This window comes from Desulfomicrobium salsuginis, assembly GCF_054657795.1.
This window is the reverse complement of record NZ_BAAHYA010000001.1, coordinates 145,750-162,579: the sequence shown is the minus strand read 5'-3', so window position 1 is coordinate 162,579 and position 16,830 is coordinate 145,750. Positions and strand designations below refer to the sequence as shown.

The 16,830-nt window shown below is 65.6% G+C and carries 17 protein-coding genes; 13 read left to right on the top strand and 4 right to left on the bottom strand.

Going from position 1 to position 16,830, the window contains the following annotated elements; all coding sequences use genetic code 11:
- The first annotated feature begins 89 nt into the window (after positions 1–89).
- The 7 genes from ACYQ3G_RS00690 to tnpC all read left to right on the top strand — a co-directional run bounded on the left by ACYQ3G_RS00690 (position 90) and on the right by tnpC (position 8,275).
- Positions 90–2,693 carry a tetratricopeptide repeat protein gene (locus ACYQ3G_RS00690; protein ID WP_459821410.1) on the top strand — a complete coding sequence of 868 codons (2,604 nt, stop codon included), beginning with the start codon at positions 90–92 and terminating at the stop codon, positions 2,691–2,693.
- Between the two features lie 64 nt (positions 2,694–2,757).
- Positions 2,758–4,290: a glycosyltransferase family 9 protein gene (locus tag ACYQ3G_RS00685; RefSeq protein WP_459821408.1), complete on the top strand. Its 1,533-nt coding sequence runs from the start codon at positions 2,758–2,760 to the stop codon at positions 4,288–4,290.
- Positions 4,291–4,351: 61 nt separating this feature from the next.
- Complete coding sequence (locus tag ACYQ3G_RS00680) at positions 4,352–4,969, top strand: DUF8043 domain-containing protein (RefSeq protein WP_459821406.1); 618 nt, start codon at positions 4,352–4,354, stop codon at positions 4,967–4,969.
- A complete protein-coding gene (locus ACYQ3G_RS00675; protein ID WP_459821404.1) occupies positions 4,962–5,312 on the top strand; it encodes a hypothetical protein in 351 nt (116 codons plus the stop codon). Before ACYQ3G_RS00680 ends, ACYQ3G_RS00675 begins: the two co-directional genes overlap by 8 nt.
- A 691-nt stretch (positions 5,313–6,003) precedes the next feature.
- Positions 6,004–6,330, top strand: a complete 327-nt coding sequence (tnpA, locus tag ACYQ3G_RS00670; protein WP_459821402.1) for an IS66 family insertion sequence element accessory protein TnpA — start codon at positions 6,004–6,006, stop codon at positions 6,328–6,330.
- Positions 6,324–6,674, top strand: coding sequence for an IS66 family insertion sequence element accessory protein TnpB (gene tnpB / locus ACYQ3G_RS00665; protein WP_459821400.1), 351 nt, complete (start codon positions 6,324–6,326; stop codon positions 6,672–6,674). Before tnpA ends, tnpB begins: the two co-directional genes overlap by 7 nt.
- A 47-nt stretch (positions 6,675–6,721) precedes the next feature.
- Positions 6,722–8,275 carry an IS66 family transposase gene (gene tnpC / locus ACYQ3G_RS00660; RefSeq protein WP_459821398.1) on the top strand — a complete coding sequence of 518 codons (1,554 nt, stop codon included), beginning with the start codon at positions 6,722–6,724 and terminating at the stop codon, positions 8,273–8,275.
- A gap of 154 nt (positions 8,276–8,429) precedes the next feature.
- Here tnpC and ACYQ3G_RS00655 read toward each other — a convergent pair whose 3' ends face one another.
- Positions 8,430–9,167, bottom strand: coding sequence for a purine nucleoside phosphorylase YfiH/LACC1 family protein (locus tag ACYQ3G_RS00655; protein ID WP_459821396.1), 738 nt, complete (start codon positions 9,165–9,167; stop codon positions 8,430–8,432).
- Positions 9,164–9,760 (bottom strand): 5-formyltetrahydrofolate cyclo-ligase, encoded by a 597-nt coding sequence (locus ACYQ3G_RS00650; protein ID WP_459821394.1) that lies wholly within the window; start codon positions 9,758–9,760, stop codon positions 9,164–9,166. Before ACYQ3G_RS00650 ends, ACYQ3G_RS00655 begins: the two co-directional genes overlap by 4 nt.
- Before the next feature lie 66 nt (positions 9,761–9,826).
- On the opposite strand from ACYQ3G_RS00650, the gene ACYQ3G_RS00645 reads away from it, so the two are divergent.
- Genes ACYQ3G_RS00645 through ACYQ3G_RS00635 form a run of 3 tightly spaced genes read left to right on the top strand, consistent with a single transcriptional unit; the run spans position 9,827 to position 11,870 of the window.
- On the top strand, positions 9,827–10,495 hold the full coding sequence (locus tag ACYQ3G_RS00645) for a metallophosphoesterase family protein (RefSeq protein ID WP_459821392.1): 669 nt from the start codon (positions 9,827–9,829) through the stop codon (positions 10,493–10,495).
- Positions 10,492–11,262 carry an exodeoxyribonuclease III gene (locus tag ACYQ3G_RS00640; RefSeq protein WP_459821390.1) on the top strand — a complete coding sequence of 257 codons (771 nt, stop codon included), beginning with the start codon at positions 10,492–10,494 and terminating at the stop codon, positions 11,260–11,262. The genes ACYQ3G_RS00645 and ACYQ3G_RS00640 overlap by 4 nt, the downstream gene beginning before the upstream one ends.
- A 32-nt stretch (positions 11,263–11,294) precedes the next feature.
- Entirely contained in the window at positions 11,295–11,870 is a 576-nt protein-coding gene (locus ACYQ3G_RS00635) for a TetR/AcrR family transcriptional regulator (RefSeq protein WP_342663420.1), read from the top strand.
- 181 nt (positions 11,871–12,051) lie between these two features.
- Here the strand turns inward: ACYQ3G_RS00635 and ACYQ3G_RS00630 are convergent, their stop codons facing one another.
- Positions 12,052–12,402 carry a DsrE family protein gene (locus tag ACYQ3G_RS00630; RefSeq protein WP_459821387.1) on the bottom strand — a complete coding sequence of 117 codons (351 nt, stop codon included), beginning with the start codon at positions 12,400–12,402 and terminating at the stop codon, positions 12,052–12,054.
- Positions 12,403–12,601: 199 nt separating this feature from the next.
- On the opposite strand from ACYQ3G_RS00630, the gene ACYQ3G_RS00625 reads away from it, so the two are divergent.
- Genes ACYQ3G_RS00625 through ACYQ3G_RS00615 form a run of 3 tightly spaced genes read left to right on the top strand, consistent with a single transcriptional unit; the run spans position 12,602 to position 15,831 of the window.
- Positions 12,602–14,017 carry an RtcB family protein gene (locus ACYQ3G_RS00625; RefSeq protein WP_459821385.1) on the top strand — a complete coding sequence of 472 codons (1,416 nt, stop codon included), beginning with the start codon at positions 12,602–12,604 and terminating at the stop codon, positions 14,015–14,017.
- Positions 14,018–14,026: 9 nt separating this feature from the next.
- The gene (locus ACYQ3G_RS00620) at positions 14,027–15,136 is read left to right on the top strand and encodes an aspartate kinase (RefSeq protein ID WP_459821383.1); all 1,110 of its coding nucleotides are present in this window, start codon (positions 14,027–14,029) and stop codon (positions 15,134–15,136) included.
- Entirely contained in the window at positions 15,133–15,831 is a 699-nt protein-coding gene (locus tag ACYQ3G_RS00615; protein ID WP_459821381.1) for a TVP38/TMEM64 family protein, read from the top strand. The genes ACYQ3G_RS00620 and ACYQ3G_RS00615 overlap by 4 nt, the downstream gene beginning before the upstream one ends.
- A gap of 48 nt (positions 15,832–15,879) precedes the next feature.
- Here the strand turns inward: ACYQ3G_RS00615 and ACYQ3G_RS00610 are convergent, their stop codons facing one another.
- Complete coding sequence (locus ACYQ3G_RS00610) at positions 15,880–16,746, bottom strand: universal stress protein (RefSeq protein ID WP_459821379.1); 867 nt, start codon at positions 16,744–16,746, stop codon at positions 15,880–15,882.
- Positions 16,747–16,830: the final 84 nt, after the last annotated feature.

Below are 16,830 nucleotides of genomic sequence, written 5' to 3'. Positions count from 1 at the left end.
GGTTGCGCTCGGCGGGGCCGCGTGTCATGTTGGCCCATGGAGTGTATCCGAATGAACCGTCCTCGCAGTCCACGCAGCCGGAGGAGCGCATGACCTGCATCGAATCCCTGCTGACCAGGGTCACGAAGAACGTGAAGCCGCGGCTTCTCTGCAACGGCTATGCCTGCTGGCTCGTGCATGCCCAGGCCGTGCCCGTCAGCTTCTTCCAGTCCCTGACGGACATCGGGGGCTGGTCCCTGGCGACGGAGAGTACGCAGTCCCTGTGGTTCTTCCCGGCCCCGGAGGTCATGCTCGGCCTGGCCCGCCTGCACAACTGGGCCCGGCTGCACCCCATGGCCACGGCCATCACGGTCTTCGAGGCCAGCCTGGTCGTGGACGAGCATCTGGAGCAGTCCCTCAAGGTCAAATCCGAGCTGCAGCGCCTCTGCGCGGAGTTCCCCAAGCGCCTCACGGTTCGCGTCAGCGCCCGTCTGCGGGAGGTGGGGCGCAGCTTGGCCGGCCTGTCCTTCAAGCACGTCCAGAACCCCGACGGCCTTGCCGGGGACTGGTTCGAGCTGGACGCCAACGACCAGGTCAGCGTGTCCTTCAGCATGAGCTGGCTGTGGGTCATCCGCCCCCAGGGAGTCCGCCAGGACAAGCTCTTCTCCAAGGGCTGGCGCGGGTACTTCGAACGGGTCGAGAGCATCCTGTCGCAACTGAAGATTTCGTATCTGCACGCCGAGGACCAGAACATCGTCCTGCGCGTCCAGTCTCCCCGCGTCATGGCCCGCCTGACGCAGGAGCTCTTGACCCTGCTCGAGGACAAGGAGCACCCTCCGTGGCCGTGCCAGTACATGGCCGTGGAGGCGGGGGACCAGTCCTTTTCGCCGGATTTCGCCTCCAAGGTCCGCTACATGCTGGAGCCCCTGGAAGCCAACACGCTGCATATGCCCCTGTCCACGATCTTTCAGATCGCGGACCCGCGGATCAGCCCCGGAGACTCGCGGCAGTCCATGGAGAGCTCGAAGATTTCGGACCTCTTCCAGGTCCGCTTCCAGTCGGGCAAGGGCGGCCGCAGACACGGCCGTCTCAATGTCTTTCTGCCGACCAGCCTCGTATCGGGTTCAGAGAGTCCGTGTTTCTACTGCGGCCTGCGTTCGCACATCCCCCGCAAGTGCCCGACCAGGGTCTTGCAGCCCGGCAACGTTCACGTGTCCGAAATGTCCCGCTTCGCGCGCATCGATCTCGACGCCCTGCCGGGCGTCATGACGGCCCTGGAAAAGGAGCTCGCGCCCGACGTCCTGCGCGGGCTCACGGCTCTCGTGGCCGAAAAGGGCGATCACGCCCTGACGGTGCAGGCCCTGTTCGAGGTCAACCTGGTCTGCCAGCTGCGCATGATGGCCATGGTCTGGAAGGCCAGGGGCAAGGAGTGGCCGCGCGGCATCGAGGACCAGCGCCCCCAGGTCGACGAGGACCTCCGCGACGCCCTGGACGGCATGCGGGCCGGGAACCAGGAACGCGCCATGGAGAAGCTCGACCGTTTCGTGCTCAAGTCCGCCAAGAACTACCAGCCCCGGATTCTGCTGGGCTTCATGGCCATGGAGCGCGACGAGTTCAAGCGCGCCGCAGGGTTCTGGGAGGAGGCCGAAAGCCTGGCCTACACCGGGCTGCAGCGTTCCTACATTCAGGTGCTGCAGGGCCGCCTGAGGGAGGTTTCGGGCGACTTCCGCGAGGCCATCCGGCTCTACAGCCGGGCCTGCAACGAGTCTCCCGGCCTGACCAGGGCCAGGTACCGGCAGGCCGTCTGCCTCATCAAGTCCGGCTATCTGAACGAGGCCCAGGCCGTGATCCGCGATCTGATCAGGGACGACCCGGACTATTTCAGCGTCGTCCTGCTGGACCCGGAACTGGAGTCGGGCCGTTCCCACCTGCTGGGCGACCTGTGGGAGGTGTGGGACGAGGCCCGTGCCAAGGCGGCCGAGGTCATCGGCTCCGTGGAGCATCTGCCGGACCTCCTGGCCAAGTGGCTGCCCGTGGACCACGACGCCTACCAGTCCTTCCACGAGCGCATCGAGGAACTGAACAGCTACGCCGGGGTCAACAACTACGCCTCCATGGCCAGGCTTTTGCGCGGCACCATCGTCATCCGCGCCGACATCCAGGCCAGGGTCAAGAAGGACATTCAGGGACTGTCGGCCCGGCGCAAGACCATCCTGGAGCGGCTCAAGTCCATCCAGCGCGAGGCGTCCTGGTTCCCGTTCCCGTCGATGCTCGGGTCCTTCAGCAAGTTGTTCAACGCCTGCGGGGAGAAGCTCAGCCTCATCAGCCATCTGGACCTCTACGTGCCCGAGAAGTTCCGGCAGGGGCACGAGGCCATGCGCGAGGCCGAGCAGGGGCTGGCCGTCCTCGAAAAGAAGCTCCTCTTCCTGCAGGGCGTGCGCAACGGCATCCTCTTCCTGTTGCTTTCGGGCAAATACCTGCTCATCTTCGAAATCGCGGCCCTGGTGCTGGCCGGCGCACTGTCTGCCGCATTCTACTACCTGGTGCCCGACCAGAATTTCATGGGCCGCGACCTGCGCCAGGACAGGTGGCTGATCCTGAACATCTCCCTCATCTTCTTCTCGTTCCTGGCCTTCGTCGGCACGGCCATCCGGGCCGCGTCCCGGTTCGAAGCCTACAAGAACGAGATTCTGGACAAGGACGAGGCCGGGTAGGGCCGTTCCTGCAGCCGGGCAGGGGCGCACATGTCTTGGCACGCCTTTTGTTTGATCCTCTCGCATGCACATCCAGGTCATCAATCTGACCCGGTTCGGCGATCTTCTGCAGACCCAGCCCGTTTTCAGCGGGCTCAAGGGTCGAGGGTCCATAACGAGCCTGGTCTGCCTCGACGCTTTCAAGGGCGCGGCGGCATTGCTGCGCGACGTCGACGGCGTCCGCCCGCTGCCGGGCGCCAGGCTTCTGGCGCGCCTGGACCAGGACTGGACCCTGGCCGCAGCGGAGCTGTGCGCCTGGCTGGACTCGGCCGCGGCCGACGCCCCGGACAGCGTCCTGAACCTCACGCCGACCCTGGCGGCCCGCCTTCTCGGGCGCGCCTCCCATGGCGGCGACGTCCAGGGCTTCGGCCTGGACCGCGACGGCTTCGGGCAGTACTCCACGCCGTGGGCCGTTTTCCTGCAGGCTGCCTCGACCTATCGCGGCTGCAGCCCCTTCAATCTGGTGGACCTTTTCCAGCGCGTGGCCGGCCTTGCGCCCGGCGAGTTCCGGTTGCGGGCTCCGGACCAGGCAGCCCTGGCCCGGGCCGCCGATCTTTTGGCGGACACTCCCGGCGGTCATGTGGCCTTCCAGCTCGGCGCCAGCCAGGACTATCGGCGCTGGCCCGTGGAGGCCTTCGTCCGCGCGGGGCGCGTCATCCTGTCGCGTACGGGCCGCACGCCGGTGCTCCTGGGCACGGCGGCGGAAGGGCACCTGGCGCGCCGTTTCGCGGAACTGGCCGACTACCCCTGCACGGACCTGACGGGCCGCACGGACCTGCCGACCCTGGCCGCGGTCCTCTCGCGCATGGACTTCCTGCTGACCAACGACACGGGCACCATGCACCTGGCAGCCGGCCTCGGCGTGCCCGTCTGCGCCATCTTCCTGGCCACGGCTCAGCCCTTCGACACGGGTCCCTATCTGGAAGGCTCCATCAGCCTGGAACCGGACCTGCCGTGCCATCCGTGCTCCTTCGGCGAGCGCTGCCCCCGCGGGCTGGCCTGCCGGGAGGCCGTGGACGGCGGTGCCGTCGGCGAACTGCTGGCGTCGGCCATGTCCGGCGACCGGACGGTTCCGGCCGGGTTCCCCGCCAGGGTCTGGACGGCCCGCCGCGACGGGCGGGGGTACATGGACCTCGTCTCCCTGTCCGGGCATGGGCACGAAGACCGCAGCCTCTGGATCGGGATTCAGCGCGACGTCTATCGTCAATTTCTTGACCGGAGCCAGGACGAAACCTGTCCGGCCTGGCCCGGCCGGGACTCCGATTTCCGCCGCAGCCTCGCCGCGGAACTGGAGCGTTGCGCCCTCATGCTGACCCTCCTGGAGGAGCAGGGGCGCCTGCTGGCCCTGCGTCCGGATTCGTCCGTCAAGGCCAGATTCCTGGCCAACTGCCGCAATCTCGAGGATATTTTTGCAGGCAGCCCCTCTCTGGGGGTGCTCAATCCCATGTGGCGATACCAGTCGCGGGACCAGGCCGCGGACATGCCGACCTTTCTGGCCCAGTGCGCGGCCTACCGCGAACTTCTGGCCGCCTTCGGACGTCGGCTCGCGCTGGCATGAATGTTGATTAGCCCCTAGGCATCCGGAAAAATTATCCCCTGTCACTGCGGAGGACAGCACAATGATCATCGTAGACGGCCAGCGTACCCCCTTCGAGGTCCACAATTTCGAGAACCTCGAACAGATCATCGAAAAAATCATGTCGGACACGTCGATGCAGAGCCGCATCGTGACGGACGTCCTGGTCAACAACGAGGCCTTTTCGGAGATCTATCCCCATCAGGCCGAGGACATGGAAGCCTCGTATATCGACCGGGTCGAGATCATCTCCGTGCACACGTCGGAGATGGCCCAGAGCATCACCCGCGAACTCTACAAGGTCGTGTCCCTCATGGCCACGGCCGGACGGCAGGTCGCCGACCTGTTCCGGCAGGCCGACGATGCACAGGCCCTGGAGCTGTACTCGGACCTGCTGGAGGTCAACCGCGACTTCATGAACATGGTCGGCGTGCTCAGAAACGAATTCGTGGCCGATTCGTCGATGGATTTCGAAGAATCCCTGGGCGATCTCTCATCGCTCTTCTCGGAGATGATCGAGATCCAGGAGAACGAGGACTGGATTCTGCTGGCCGACCTGCTGGAATACGAGTACCTGCCCCTCGTCGAAAAGACCAAGGCCATCGTGGCCCAGCTGCGCGAGTCCGTGAAGGCCTCGGTCAAGAAGAACAGCCATGGCTGAGGCAGGCGAAGGCTACGAGCGCATCATGGGGCTGTGCCGGGAAGAGTTGGCCAGCATCGGGGAGCGGGACACGGAGCGCCTGTGTTCCGTGCTCCTTGAACGCGAGCAGGCCATCGGCATGTACGTGAGCGACGAGTCGGCCAGGCAGGACGAGGCGTTTCTCGACAAGCTGGAGCAGATCCGGGACATGAACGCCATGCTGCGTCACGAGGCGCGCAAGCTGCATCAGTCCCTCAAGGAAGAGCTTTTGAAGCTGCGCCGGGAAAACAAGCGCATCACGGGCTACCGCAACGGCGCCATGGTCACCCCCCTGGGCAGCAGCGTGGTCAGCCGCAAAGGCTAGGCGATTGCCGTGGGATGATGAGATCGGCGGTGCTCAATTCGAAGCCCCCAAGGATGATGATATCCGAGGGGGCTGCGTTTTTTTTGCGGGGAGCGCGTTCCGTCGCGGACCGGGCAAGGTCTGCCGGAACTTCCTCGCGGGCCTCGTAATGCTTCCCGGCCTTGAGTTTTGGGCAGGGTGCGGTGCGTTGGGCGTTTGACGGCCGGGAAGCAAACGATGCCTGACTCGGTCGGACAGCCGACAGCCCTTGCCCGGCCCGCGACGAAACGCTTGGAGTGGTATGGAAGGGTTTGAGGAAAGAAAGAGACGAACTGGGTGCAGGGGATGTGGCTCTGTAAGTTGTCGACTTCTCATCTGGGCGTCATCCCCGCGAAGGCGGGGATCCAGAATTATTGGGCGATGGTGTACTTCGGGAAACGCGTTTCGTCGCGGGCCGGGCAAGGTCTGTCGGAACTTCCTCGCGGGCCTCGTAATGCTTCCCGGCCTTGAGTTTTGGGCAGGGTGCGGTGCGTTGGGCGATTGACGGCCGGGAAGCAAACGATGCCTGGCTCGGTCGGACAGCCGACAGCCCTTGCCCGGCCCGCGACGAAACGCTTGTGGCGATGCGAGAGGGATGTAAGCGCTCAGCGAAGCCCATCTTCCAATAATTTCAAGCTATGAGATAAAGGACCTTCAATCCAAGGAGGTCCTTATGAAATCTCACATCCGCCAGAACCGCGCTGCCCGATGGCTCGCTCATGTTGAGCATTGGCGGCACAGCGGCATGAGCAAGGCCGCGTATTGCACGGCGCACGGCCTGAATTTCAGCTCATTCCGGTACTGGCTGCGTAAATCGCGCTCGGCATCAGTGGACGTGTCCGCCTTGCCGCCCGCAATCGTCCCTCTCCCATTCACCCTGGCACCGAAGGCTCCGTCCATCGGATTGATGGTCGGCACCCGTTACGCCCTCGATATCCCGGCCGACTTCGACGAGGTCACGCTGACCCGGCTGTTATCCGTGCTGGAGCCCCGATGCTGAGGATGCCCGCGGCCAAGGTCTATCTCGCTCCCGGCACCACGGACATGCGGGCCGGTATCGACAGGCTGAGCATGATGGTCCAGGGAATCCTTGATCTGGATCCTTTCTCCGGGCACCTCTTCGTCTTCTGCAACCGCAGGCGCGACGCCATCAAGGTGCTGTATTGGGACCACAACGGATTCTGTCTCTGGTACAAGCGCCTGGAGAAGCATCGTTTCTGCTGGCCCGAGCGGGTGTCCGAGGTCATGAACGTCACCCCGCAGCAGCTCGGCTGGCTCCTTGATGGACTCACGCTGACGCCGCAAGGAGCCCATCAAAGACTATACTACAAATCGGTTCTCTAGCAATAAAATCCTTGCTATTTCAATGCATTATTGCTAAATGCATTTGCATGGGAGACATTGAAAACCTTCCCGACGACGTCGGGCAACTCAAGCATCTGGTCTGCGACTGCTACCAGCAGATTAACCATCTCCAGGACCGCGTGGCCCTGTTGCAGGCCGCCCTGTACGCTCCCAAGTCCGAGAAATCCAAAGACCTCTACCAGGGCATTCTGCCGCTTCCCATCGTCAGGATCGCAGAGGCGAAACCGGTAGAAGTACCCGTCGTCGAGGTCCCGGCCCACACCAGAGCAAAGCGGGGACGTAAGCCCCTGCCGGACAATCTGCCGCGCATCGAAATCACTCACGATTTGCCCGAGGACCAGAAAGTCTGCGCCTGCGGGACCTGCCTGAAGCGCATCGGCGAAGAAGTCTCCGAAAAGCTCGACTACGTCCCGGCCATCATGCAGGTCGAGCGCCATATCCGGCCCAAGTACGCCTGCCCGGCCTGTGACGGCGAGGAGGGCATGCCGGTGGTGCGCATTGCGCCCATGCCGCCGCAGATCATCCCCAAGGGCATCGCCACGCCGAGCCTGCTGGCGCAGGTCATCACCGCAAAGTTCGTCGATGCCATGCCGTTCTACCGCCAGACCAAGCAGTTCGCCCGCCTGGGCGTGGACATTCCGCGCCATTCCATGTCCGGATGGGCCATGGCCGTGGCCAAGGCGCTGGAACCGCTCCATGAACTGTTCCAGGCGGAGATCCGATCCGGCCCGGTCATCAACATGGACGAAACCACCCTGCAAGTCCTCAAGGAGCCTGGACGATCCGATACCTCGACGTCGTACCTGTGGCTCTTCCGTGGCGGCAACCCCGAGCGGCCGACCGTGGTCTATCGTTACGATCCGTCCAGATCGGGTTCCGTCCCCAGAGAGTATCTGGGCGAGTACAAGGGCTACATCCAGACCGACGGCTACTCCGGGTACCAGACTCTCGGTGAATCGGATGGCATCATCCATGTCGGCTGCATGGCCCACATCCGTCGTAAGTTCATGGACGTCCAGAAGGCGACCTCGAAAAAGATCATGCACGGGACGGCCAAGGAGATCCTGGATCTCATCGGCCTGCTCTACAAGGTCGAGCACAACATCAAAGAACTGGAGCCGGAGGAAAAGGTCGCCAAACGCAGGGAACTGGCTGTACCCATCCTCGACGCGATACGGACCATCCTCGATGAGCGCATCGATCACGTCCCGCCCAAAAGCCTGCTCGGGCAGGCCATGACCTACGCCCGAAACCAGTGGCGCCGGGTCGTGCGCTACGTGGACTGCGGCCTGCTCACGCCCGACAACAACGCGGCCGAGAACGCCATCCGCCCCGTGGCCCTGGGTCGGAAAAACTGGCTCTTTGCCGGCGCCCCCAAGGGCGCTGACGCCAGCGCCATGCTCTTTTCCCTGGTGGAAACCGCCAAGGCCAACGAGATCGAGCCCCAGGCCTACCTGAAATTCCTCTTCGAACGCTTCCCCGCAACGCAGACCACGGAAGACATGCGGGCGCTCATGCCGCAGCACGTGGACCGATCCCTTCTCCCAAGCCTCCCCAAGCCCAAACCGCGCAAAAAATAGGGTATTTTTCCTTCATGCCTTATCGCAGATCATTTGCCACCATGGAAGATGGGGGCGATTGAGCGGTTACAGAGGGATTGAGGAAAGAAAGTGATGAGCGGCGGGCAGGGGACGTGCCCCCTGCCCGCCGGAGGCGTTTTTTCCGAAACCGTGGCTATTCGATCCAGATGATGCCGGCCTGGCGGCCTGTGATCTTGTCCCTGCGGTAGGAGAAGAACTGCGGGGACGAGGCGGTGCAGATGTCGAGGGAGAAGATGTTGGCGGGTCTGACGCCGGCGGCGGCGAGTTGGTCGCGCGTCAGGGCCCAGAGGTCCATGCGGCGGGTGGCGGGGTTGAACCAGGGGGTGAAGGTTGGCCCCCATTCGGTCTCGAAATTGACGAAGTCACTGTGGCCCGGACCCAGGCTAGGACCGCGAACAACGAGCACGTCGGCGGGCGAAAGGTTGTAGCGTCCGCAGAATGCGCCTACGCCCGTCGCTGGAAAATTGACGGCGTTACCCCTCCACCCGCAGTGCAGGGCGGCCACGTGGCGTCCTGTCGTGTCCGCCATGAGCAGGGCCTGGCAGTCTGCGGTCTTCATGACCAAGGCATGTCCGGGCCTGTTCGTGCACAGGCCGTCCCCCTCCAGGACCGCGCCCCCGATGAAGTCGTCCTCCAGGTCGAAGTGCATGGCCTGGCCGTGCACCTGCCGCAGCTCCTGCCAGACATTCAGACCCAGATTCCGGCGCAGTTCCTGACGGTTGGCCCGCACGGCGGCCTCGTCGTCACCCACCTCCAGGGAGAGGTTGGCCGACGCCCAGGGGCCGGCGCTGCGGCCGCCGCCTCTGGCGGTGAAGATGCAGCGCACCCTGTCCAGGCCGGGGAAACGGAAGTCGATGTGGTCGATGCTCATGGCTGGGGCTCCGCGAGGGTGCGGAGGGTCTCCGCCGGGGTGATGACGAGGTGGACCGGATGGTCCCAGGGCTCCGTCGGAAGCGTGTCCACGAGCTGGAAGGCGTAGGCGGGGCCGACGAGCAGGGGGCGGCAGGTCAGGGTGGGCAGGAAGCGGTCGTAGTAGCCGCCGCCGAAGCCCAGGCGGTAGCCGCGCCGGTCGAAGGCCAGGGCCGGGACCAGGACGGCCTCGGGCTGCGGGTCGGGCACGCGCAGGGCCGCCTCGGGCAGGGGTTCCACCAGGCCGAAGCAGCCCGGGCCGAGCTCGGCCCGCGAGGACACGGCGAAGGCCTCCATGATGCCCGGCCGGCCGTCGCAGCAGCGCGGCAGCAAGACTTCGCTTCCGCGGGCCCAGAAGTGGTCGAGCAGGGGCCAGGTGTCGACCTCGTTTCGGGCGGGCAGGTAGAGCATGACGGAACGGGCCAGCCGGATGCGGTCCTCGGACATCAGCCGTTCGAGGATGTGTGCGCTGTCCGCCAGCACCGTCTCGGGGGGCAGGCTCTGGCGCCTTTGGCGCATGTCGGCGCGGAGAAGGGTTTTGCTGGGCTCTTGCATGACGGTGGCCGCTCCTTTACCATGATGTGCGCATGGACACGTACTCAAAGTGAGGATGGGAGGCAAATGGCAAACCGGTTCTGGATCGTTTTCGGCGACATTCATGAGCGCATCTCCGCCGTGGAGCGGATTGACGATATCGGCCGGGCGGAAGGCGTCTTCCTGTCCGGCGACCTGACCAACCTGGGGACGCGGGAGAGGGCGGCCGGCATCGTCGATGCCGTGGCGGCCATGAACCCGCGCGTCCTGGCCCAGATCGGGAACATGGACACCCAGGCCGTGGACCGTATCCTGACCGAGCGCGGTCTGAACGCCCACAATCGGGTCACGGACCTGGGCGGGGGCGTCTGCCTGGCGGCAGTGGGCTACTCCACGCCGACGCCCTTCGGCACTCCGTCCGAGGTCGCCGACGCGCAGATCTGCCAGTGGGCCCACGACGCCCTGGAGGTGGCGGGCGCCTTCGCGCACGTCATCCTCATGATCCACACCCCCCCGCGCGGAGAGGTGGTCGACAGGCTGCCGTCGGGCGCCCATGTCGGCAGCCCGGGCGTGCGCGCCCTCATCGAGAAATACCAGCCGGCCGTGGTCGTCACGGGCCACATCCACGAAGGCGTCGGCGAGGAGCGGATCGGCCGCTCCCACGTACTGAACCCGGGGGCCTTTGCCGCCGGCGGCTACGTGCGCATCGACGAGACCCCCGAAGGTCTCGTGGCCGGCTTGCGGGGCGTGTCGTGAGCCTGCGTCTCTATTCCTGGAACGTGAACGGTTTCCGCGCGGTCCTGGGTAAGGGTTTCGCGGACTGGCTGGTGCGCACCGCGCCCGACGTGGTGGGGCTGCAGGAGGTCAAGGCCGACGAGCACCAGGTAGGGGAGGACCGGCTGTTCGACGGCTACCGCTGCTACTGGAACGCCTCGCGCGGCAGGAAGGGTTATTCCGGCACGGCCTGCTATTCGCGACTCGAACCCCTGGTCGTGCAGTTCGGCTTGCCCGACGACCGCTTCCGGGGGGAGGGGCGCGTCATCCGCCTGGAATTCGAGAAATTCCACTATTTCAACATCTACTTCCCCAACGGCCAGATGAGTCAGGAGCGCCTGGACTTCAAGATGGGCTTCTACGACGCCTTCCTGGCTCACGCCCAGGACCTGCGCCGTCACAAGCCCATCGTGGTCTGCGGCGATTTCAACACGGCGCACCGCGAGATCGACCTGAAGAACCCCAAGGCCAACGAAAACACCTCGGGCTTTCTGCCCATCGAGCGGGCCTGGATGGACCGCTTCATGGCGCACGGCTATCTCGACACCTTCCGCCTGCGGCACGGCGACATCCCCGACGCCTACTCGTGGTGGACCTACCGCTACGGGGCCAGGTCGCGCAACGCGGGGTGGCGCATCGACTATTTCTTCGTGTCCGAGGAACTGCGCGGAGCGGTCCGCGAGGCCTGGATCGAGTCTGAGGTCATGGGGTCGGACCATTGCCCGGTGGGGCTTGAACTCGACGCGTAGGGGGTGGTGATGCACAATCTCGACAAGGATGGATGTTCGTGAGCAAACGTGACGAGATTCTGGCTGCGGCGCAGGCCCTTTTCGCCGAGTACGGGTACGCCGGAACGACCATGCGCATGATCGCCCAGCATGCCGGCGTGGCCTTCGGCCTCGTTTCCCATTACTTCGGGAACAAGGAGAAGCTCTTTCTCGTGGCCGGCCAGGAGATGATCGACGCCATGCTGGCCCTCATCCGCAAGGACATGGAGCGCGCCCGCAGCGGCCTGGAGGCAGTGGACATCTTCGTCTCGTCCTACCTGTCCTACACCCTGGCCAACCGCGCCACTTTCCCCACCCTGATCCGCTGCTCGCCCTTCAGCGACGACAACCCGCACCTTGACCGGCAGAAGATCGGGGCCAAGTTCCGGGAACTCATCGAGGAGATCGAGAAGATCCTCGAACGCGGCATCGCCGACGGGACCGTCGCCGAGGTCCCGGTCCGGGACTGCGCCCTGATGATCTACGCCGCCATGGTCGGCGCGGTGCGCACGGTCTTTCTCAGCCCCTTCGGCGACCCGGCCCTGTTCGACGAGACCCGCAGGTTTATCCTGCGGTCGCTGCGGAGATAGCCCGCGGCCGGTCCCGGGCCGTGACGTGTTTTCCGGTAAAGACCACCGTTCGGAAAGACGATGGATTCCCGCCTTCGCGGGAATGACGGAAATCCTGCACTCTCTCAATGTCATTCCCGCGAAGGCGGGAATCCATCATAAGTGCGGCCACGGTCGACCGGGAGCCGGGGCGGCGTCACTCCTAGAAGTTGAACACCTTGGATTCGGCCGCCATGTCGATGAGGTGCGGCCCGCCGTCGAGCAGCATGTTCGGGTGGAAGCGCGCCTCGTCCAGGCCGCGGTTTCTGGCGCAGGGCGTGCAGACGCCGATCTCCACCTCGGATTCCACCAGATAGGGCAGATAGTCCGCCGGGCAGTCGCCGGTGGTGGTTTTGACCGTCAGGTCGCGGGCAGTGTCGGCCCAGGCCACGCCGCCGTCGATGAGGAACAGGTTGACGTGATGCCCCTTGCCGTGGGCGATGCGCGCGAACTGGAAACAGCGCGTGGCCGATTCGTTGTCGTCCCTGCTCAGGATGAAGAGAAATTTCGCCATAAGGTCCTCCCAAGTTTCTTCGCCACTGCCTCACTAGAATGATTCGTTCGGAAGATCAATATGTTCGGAGAATGACCGTTTGTTTCGGCCGCATTTTGTCGTTCGTCGTTCGGTATCCGTCCGCAGGCTGAATCCGGCCCGGTTTTCCATCCCGGCGGATTGTCTTGGAGAAACGGGAAAAAGGGGCTAGACTTCCGCCATGTCCGCCAAGCGCAAACAGAACGACCTGCCTTTCCGGCTCGCGGCCTTGGGCATCCCGGAGGAATTGCTGCCCGTGGTCCGCGGGTGCGTGCGCGAGCTGGAGGAAGAGGGGGTGCGCGGCAAGGCCTTGCGCCGACTTTTCAACCGCCTTGCGGACAGGCCCGAATCTTTCGCCGACCACCCCATCCTGGGGGCTTTGGCTGGGATGCTGCGTTCGGGGGCGTCCCGCGGGGCGTCCGGGGATGGCGTCCCGGCTGCCGCCGCGCGCGTGGAAGAAGTCCCCTGGCGGTCCTGGGGCGAGGACCTCGACCCCCAGGCCGTGAAGCAGATGCGCGACGGTGCGAGCCTGCCCGTGGCCGTGTCAGGGGCGCTCATGCCCGACGCCCATGTGGGCTACGGCCTGTCTATCGGCGGCGTCCTGGCCGTGGACAATGCCGTCATCCCCTACGGCGTGGGCATGGACATCGCCTGCCGCATGAAGATGAGCGTCTTCGTCGTGCCGCCCGACCTGGTGGACGACCATGCCGACGAACTGGCCCAGGCCCTGGAGCGCGAGACGTGCTTCGGCGTGGGCGGGAAATTCACGGCCCGCAAGGACCACCCCGTCATGCACGAGGACTGGGGTTTCTCGCCCGTCACCGCGCGCATGCGCGACACGGCCTGGGGGCAGCTCGGCACGAGCGGCTCGGGCAACCATTTCGTGGAGTGGGGCGTGCTGGACGTGCCCCGCGCCTTGCCCGGACTGGCCGAGGGGCGCTACCTGGCCCTGCTGTCCCACAGCGGCAGCCGGGGCACGGGCGGGGAGGTGGCCAAGTACTATTCCTCCCTGGCCAGGCGGCTGCACCGCGAGCTGCCAAGAGAGCTTGGGCACCTTGCCTGGCTGGGCCTGGACACGGATCCGGGCCGCGAATACTGGGCCGCCATGGAGCTCATGGGCCGCTACAGCGCGGCCAACCACGCCCTGATCCACGCCGCCGTGGCCGGGCATCTGGGACTCTCACCCGTCTGGGGGGCCGAGAACCACCACAATTTCGCCTGGAAGGAAACCCACGGCGGCCGCGAGGTCGTCGTGCACCGCAAGGGCGCCACGCCGGCCGGGGCCGGGGTCGTCGGCATCATCCCCGGGACCATGATCGACCCGGCCTATGTGGTCGAGGGACTGGGCAACCCCCTGTCCCTGTGCTCGGCGGCCCACGGGGCGGGCCGGGCCATGAGCCGCCAGGAGGCGCTGAAGCGCTTCCGGCGGGGGGATCTGGAACACGTGCTGCGGGAACACGGCGTGCGGCTGCTTTCGGGCGGCCTGGACGAGGTGCCCATGGCCTACAAGGACATCCGCGCGGTCATGGCCGCCCAGGCCGACCTGGTGCGCATCCGCGCGACATTCACCCCGCGCATCGTCAAGATGGCGCCGTAAGGAGATAAAATGGCTCTGGTCGTTCAGAAATACGGAGGCAGCAGCGTGGCCACTCCGGAGCAGATCCGGGACCTGGCCCGGCGCATCGTGGCCCGGCACGAGGCCGGGGACAAGGTGGTGGTCGTGGTCTCGGCCATGGGCAAGAGCACCGACGCCCTGGTGCGCCAGGCCCACGAACTGGCAGAGCGCCCGGACCCGCGGGAGATGGACATGCTCGTCTCGGCCGGGGAGCGCATCTCCATCGCCATGATGAGCATCGCCATCAACGGGTTGCGGCCGGGGCTGGCCGTGTCCTTCACGGGCTCCCAGATCGGCCTCATCACCGACTGCAACCACGGCGACGCGCGCGTTCTCGAAATAAGGGGCGATCGCCTGCGCCAGGCCCTGGACGAGGGCCGGATCGCCGTGGTGGCGGGCTTCCAGGGCGTGTCCACGGCCCGGGAGATCACCACCCTGGGCCGCGGCGGGTCCGACACCACGGCCGTGGCCGTGGCCGCTGCCCTGCAGGCCGACGTCTGCGAAATCTACTCCGACGTGGACGGCGTCTACACCTCGGATCCGCGACTGGCCCCCTCGGCCCGGCGCCTGGACACGGTGGACTACGAGACCATGCTCGAAATGTCGGCCGCCGGAGCCAAGGTCCTGAAAGACGACGCCGTGGAGTACGCCCGCCGCCTGGGCGTGCGCATCGCCGCCGGTTCGAGCAGCTCGGGCCGCATCGGGACCATCGTCTCCAGCGAGAACCTGAACCGCGATACCCTGCAGTCCATGGTCTATTACGACCGGCTGCGCTGGATCGCCTTCGGCGCCGGCGTGCCCCTGCCCCCTGATTGCCGCCTGTGCCAGTCCGTCGAGGGCCGTACCGTCGTGGTCGTGGACGAAAAGCACGCCGCGGCCATGGAAGGCGTGCCCTGCGTCAGCCTGTCCCTCATCGGCTCGCGCGTGGCGGCCCAGCGCGAGCGGGTCGACGCGGTACTGGGGATGCTCGAGGAGGCGGGCAACAGGGTCCTGGCCATCAGCAGCACGGCCTCCAAGTACGAGATATTCCTCGAAGACCCGCTGCCCCAGCCCCTGGTCTCCGCCATCCACGACGCGCTCTTCACGGCTGACGGGCAATGAGGAAGAGACTCTGGCTGGGCTTGGGCGTGCTGGTCGCCGTGGCCCTGTTCTTCGCCCTGGACCTGCAGCGCTTCCTGAGCCTTGCGGCCGTGCAGGGTTCCCTCGGTTCCCTGCGGGAGGCCTACGCCCAGCACGGGGCGCTCATGGTCGGCGGGTATTTCCTGTGCTACGTGCTCATGGCTGCCCTGAGCCTGCCCGGGGCCACGGTCATGGGCCTGGTCGGCGGGGCGGTCTTCGGCTTCTGGGTGGGCACCCTGGCCGTGTCCTTCGCCTCAACCATCGGCGCGACCATGGCCTTCCTCATGTCGCGCTACCTGCTGCGCGACGCGGTCCAGCGCCGCTTCGGCGACAGGCTCGCGGCCGTGAACGATGGCGTGGCGCGGGAAGGGGCCTGGTACCTCTTCACCCTGCGCCTCATCCCGGTCTTCCCCTTCTTCGTCATCAACCTGGTCATGGGCCTGACGCCCATGCCGGCGCGGACCTTTTACTGGGTCTCGCAGCTGGGCATGCTCGGCGGGACCATGGTCTACGTCAACGCCGGCAGGGAACTGGGGCGCCTTGAGTCCCTGTCGGGCATCCTCTCCCCCTCCATGCTTCTGGCCTTCGCCCTGCTCGGCCTTTTTCCTTTGGCGGTGAAAAAGGCCGTGGCCCGGGTCAGGGCGCAAAAAAAGGGGCGCATCGCGCCCCTGTCGTGAAATTCCCGCAGAATTGAAGCCGACGGGCCTCAGGGTTGTTCTTACGGCCTAGTGGCTGATCCACAGCGTCGCCGATTCGAGGTGCTTGAGCAGGTTCATGCTGACCGAGCCGAGCAGGTGCAGGCTGCGGGTTTCGCCCCGGCCCGTGCGTCCCGTGGCCAGCACGCCGTAGCCGCCCTCGCGGGCCACGCGCAGGATGGTGTCGGCGGTGTTGACGCCTTCGACGACCTGCTGAGTGATGCGGTCGGCGGCGATGCCGTTTTCCTCGAGCATGCGCCGGGTGGCGGCCAGGGCCTCGGCGGGCACGGCCGAGGAGGCGTGGGCCACGACGTGCAGCAGGTCGATGCGGTGTTCCGGCTCGTTCTTGAGCATGAACCCGACGTGGTCGGCGCAGCGCAGGCTGGCCGGGGACCCGTCCGTGCAGAGCAGGATCTTGGGATCCGGCTTCTCGTGGCCGCGGCAAACCCACAGGGGGATGTCCATGGGCGTGGTGAAGACCTGCTTGCTGACGCTCTCGTCGATGAGTTCCTCCAGGCGCGACAGGCCGCGTCGGCCCAGGGCGATGGCGTCGTACATGCCGGTGATGCCTTCCTGGATGATGTCGTTGGCCGTGCCGAGCTGCTTGAAGGCGATCTTCCGGTGGATGTTCTCCTTGGGGAAGCGCTTCATGATCAGGATTTCCTCGGCCTTGTCCAGGGCCGTCTGGGCCAGGTTGCGCGTCTGCGCCTCCCGCCGGGACAGGTTGCCGTAATCCTGCAGTATTTCGGCCTCGGTCAGGCCGGCCTTGGGGTTGGGAGCGACATAGAGCAGGGTTATGTTCAGGTCCTCGAAACGGCTGAAGAAACCTGCCGTGAAACGGACGGCGAAAAGGGAACTGTAGTTGTCACTGACGGTCAGCAGGATGTGTCTGTTCATAGTCAAGCCTCGCGGGGTGGTGTTTCTGCCCATGATGTAGAGCAAACCGGGCGGGCTTGCAATGCGGCCGGCCCGGTTTGTCCG

Bases quoted from the DNA above. Each gene is read 5' to 3' on its own strand.
- tnpA (WP_459821402.1), top strand. From the start codon at position 6,004: ATGAAATCTCACATCCGCCAGAACCGCGCTGCCCGATGGCTCGCTCAT.
- tnpC (WP_459821398.1), top strand. From the start codon at position 6,722: ATGGGAGACATTGAAAACCTTCCCGACGACGTCGGGCAACTCAAGCAT.
- ACYQ3G_RS00620 (WP_459821383.1), top strand. From the start codon at position 14,027: ATGGCTCTGGTCGTTCAGAAATACGGAGGCAGCAGCGTGGCCACTCCG.
- ACYQ3G_RS00610 (WP_459821379.1), bottom strand. From the start codon at position 16,746: ATGAACAGACACATCCTGCTGACCGTCAGTGACAACTACAGTTCCCTT.
- ACYQ3G_RS00630 (WP_459821387.1), bottom strand. From the start codon at position 12,402: ATGGCGAAATTTCTCTTCATCCTGAGCAGGGACGACAACGAATCGGCC.
- ACYQ3G_RS00680 (WP_459821406.1), top strand. From the start codon at position 4,352: ATGATCATCGTAGACGGCCAGCGTACCCCCTTCGAGGTCCACAATTTC.
- tnpB (WP_459821400.1), top strand. From the start codon at position 6,324: ATGCTGAGGATGCCCGCGGCCAAGGTCTATCTCGCTCCCGGCACCACG.
- ACYQ3G_RS00685 (WP_459821408.1), top strand. From the start codon at position 2,758: ATGCACATCCAGGTCATCAATCTGACCCGGTTCGGCGATCTTCTGCAG.
- ACYQ3G_RS00625 (WP_459821385.1), top strand. From the start codon at position 12,602: ATGTCCGCCAAGCGCAAACAGAACGACCTGCCTTTCCGGCTCGCGGCC.
- ACYQ3G_RS00645 (WP_459821392.1), top strand. From the start codon at position 9,827: ATGGCAAACCGGTTCTGGATCGTTTTCGGCGACATTCATGAGCGCATC.
- ACYQ3G_RS00615 (WP_459821381.1), top strand. From the start codon at position 15,133: ATGAGGAAGAGACTCTGGCTGGGCTTGGGCGTGCTGGTCGCCGTGGCC.
- ACYQ3G_RS00690 (WP_459821410.1), top strand. From the start codon at position 90: ATGACCTGCATCGAATCCCTGCTGACCAGGGTCACGAAGAACGTGAAG.
- ACYQ3G_RS00650 (WP_459821394.1), bottom strand. From the start codon at position 9,760: ATGCAAGAGCCCAGCAAAACCCTTCTCCGCGCCGACATGCGCCAAAGG.
- ACYQ3G_RS00655 (WP_459821396.1), bottom strand. From the start codon at position 9,167: ATGAGCATCGACCACATCGACTTCCGTTTCCCCGGCCTGGACAGGGTG.
- ACYQ3G_RS00675 (WP_459821404.1), top strand. From the start codon at position 4,962: ATGGCTGAGGCAGGCGAAGGCTACGAGCGCATCATGGGGCTGTGCCGG.
- ACYQ3G_RS00635 (WP_342663420.1), top strand. From the start codon at position 11,295: ATGTTCGTGAGCAAACGTGACGAGATTCTGGCTGCGGCGCAGGCCCTT.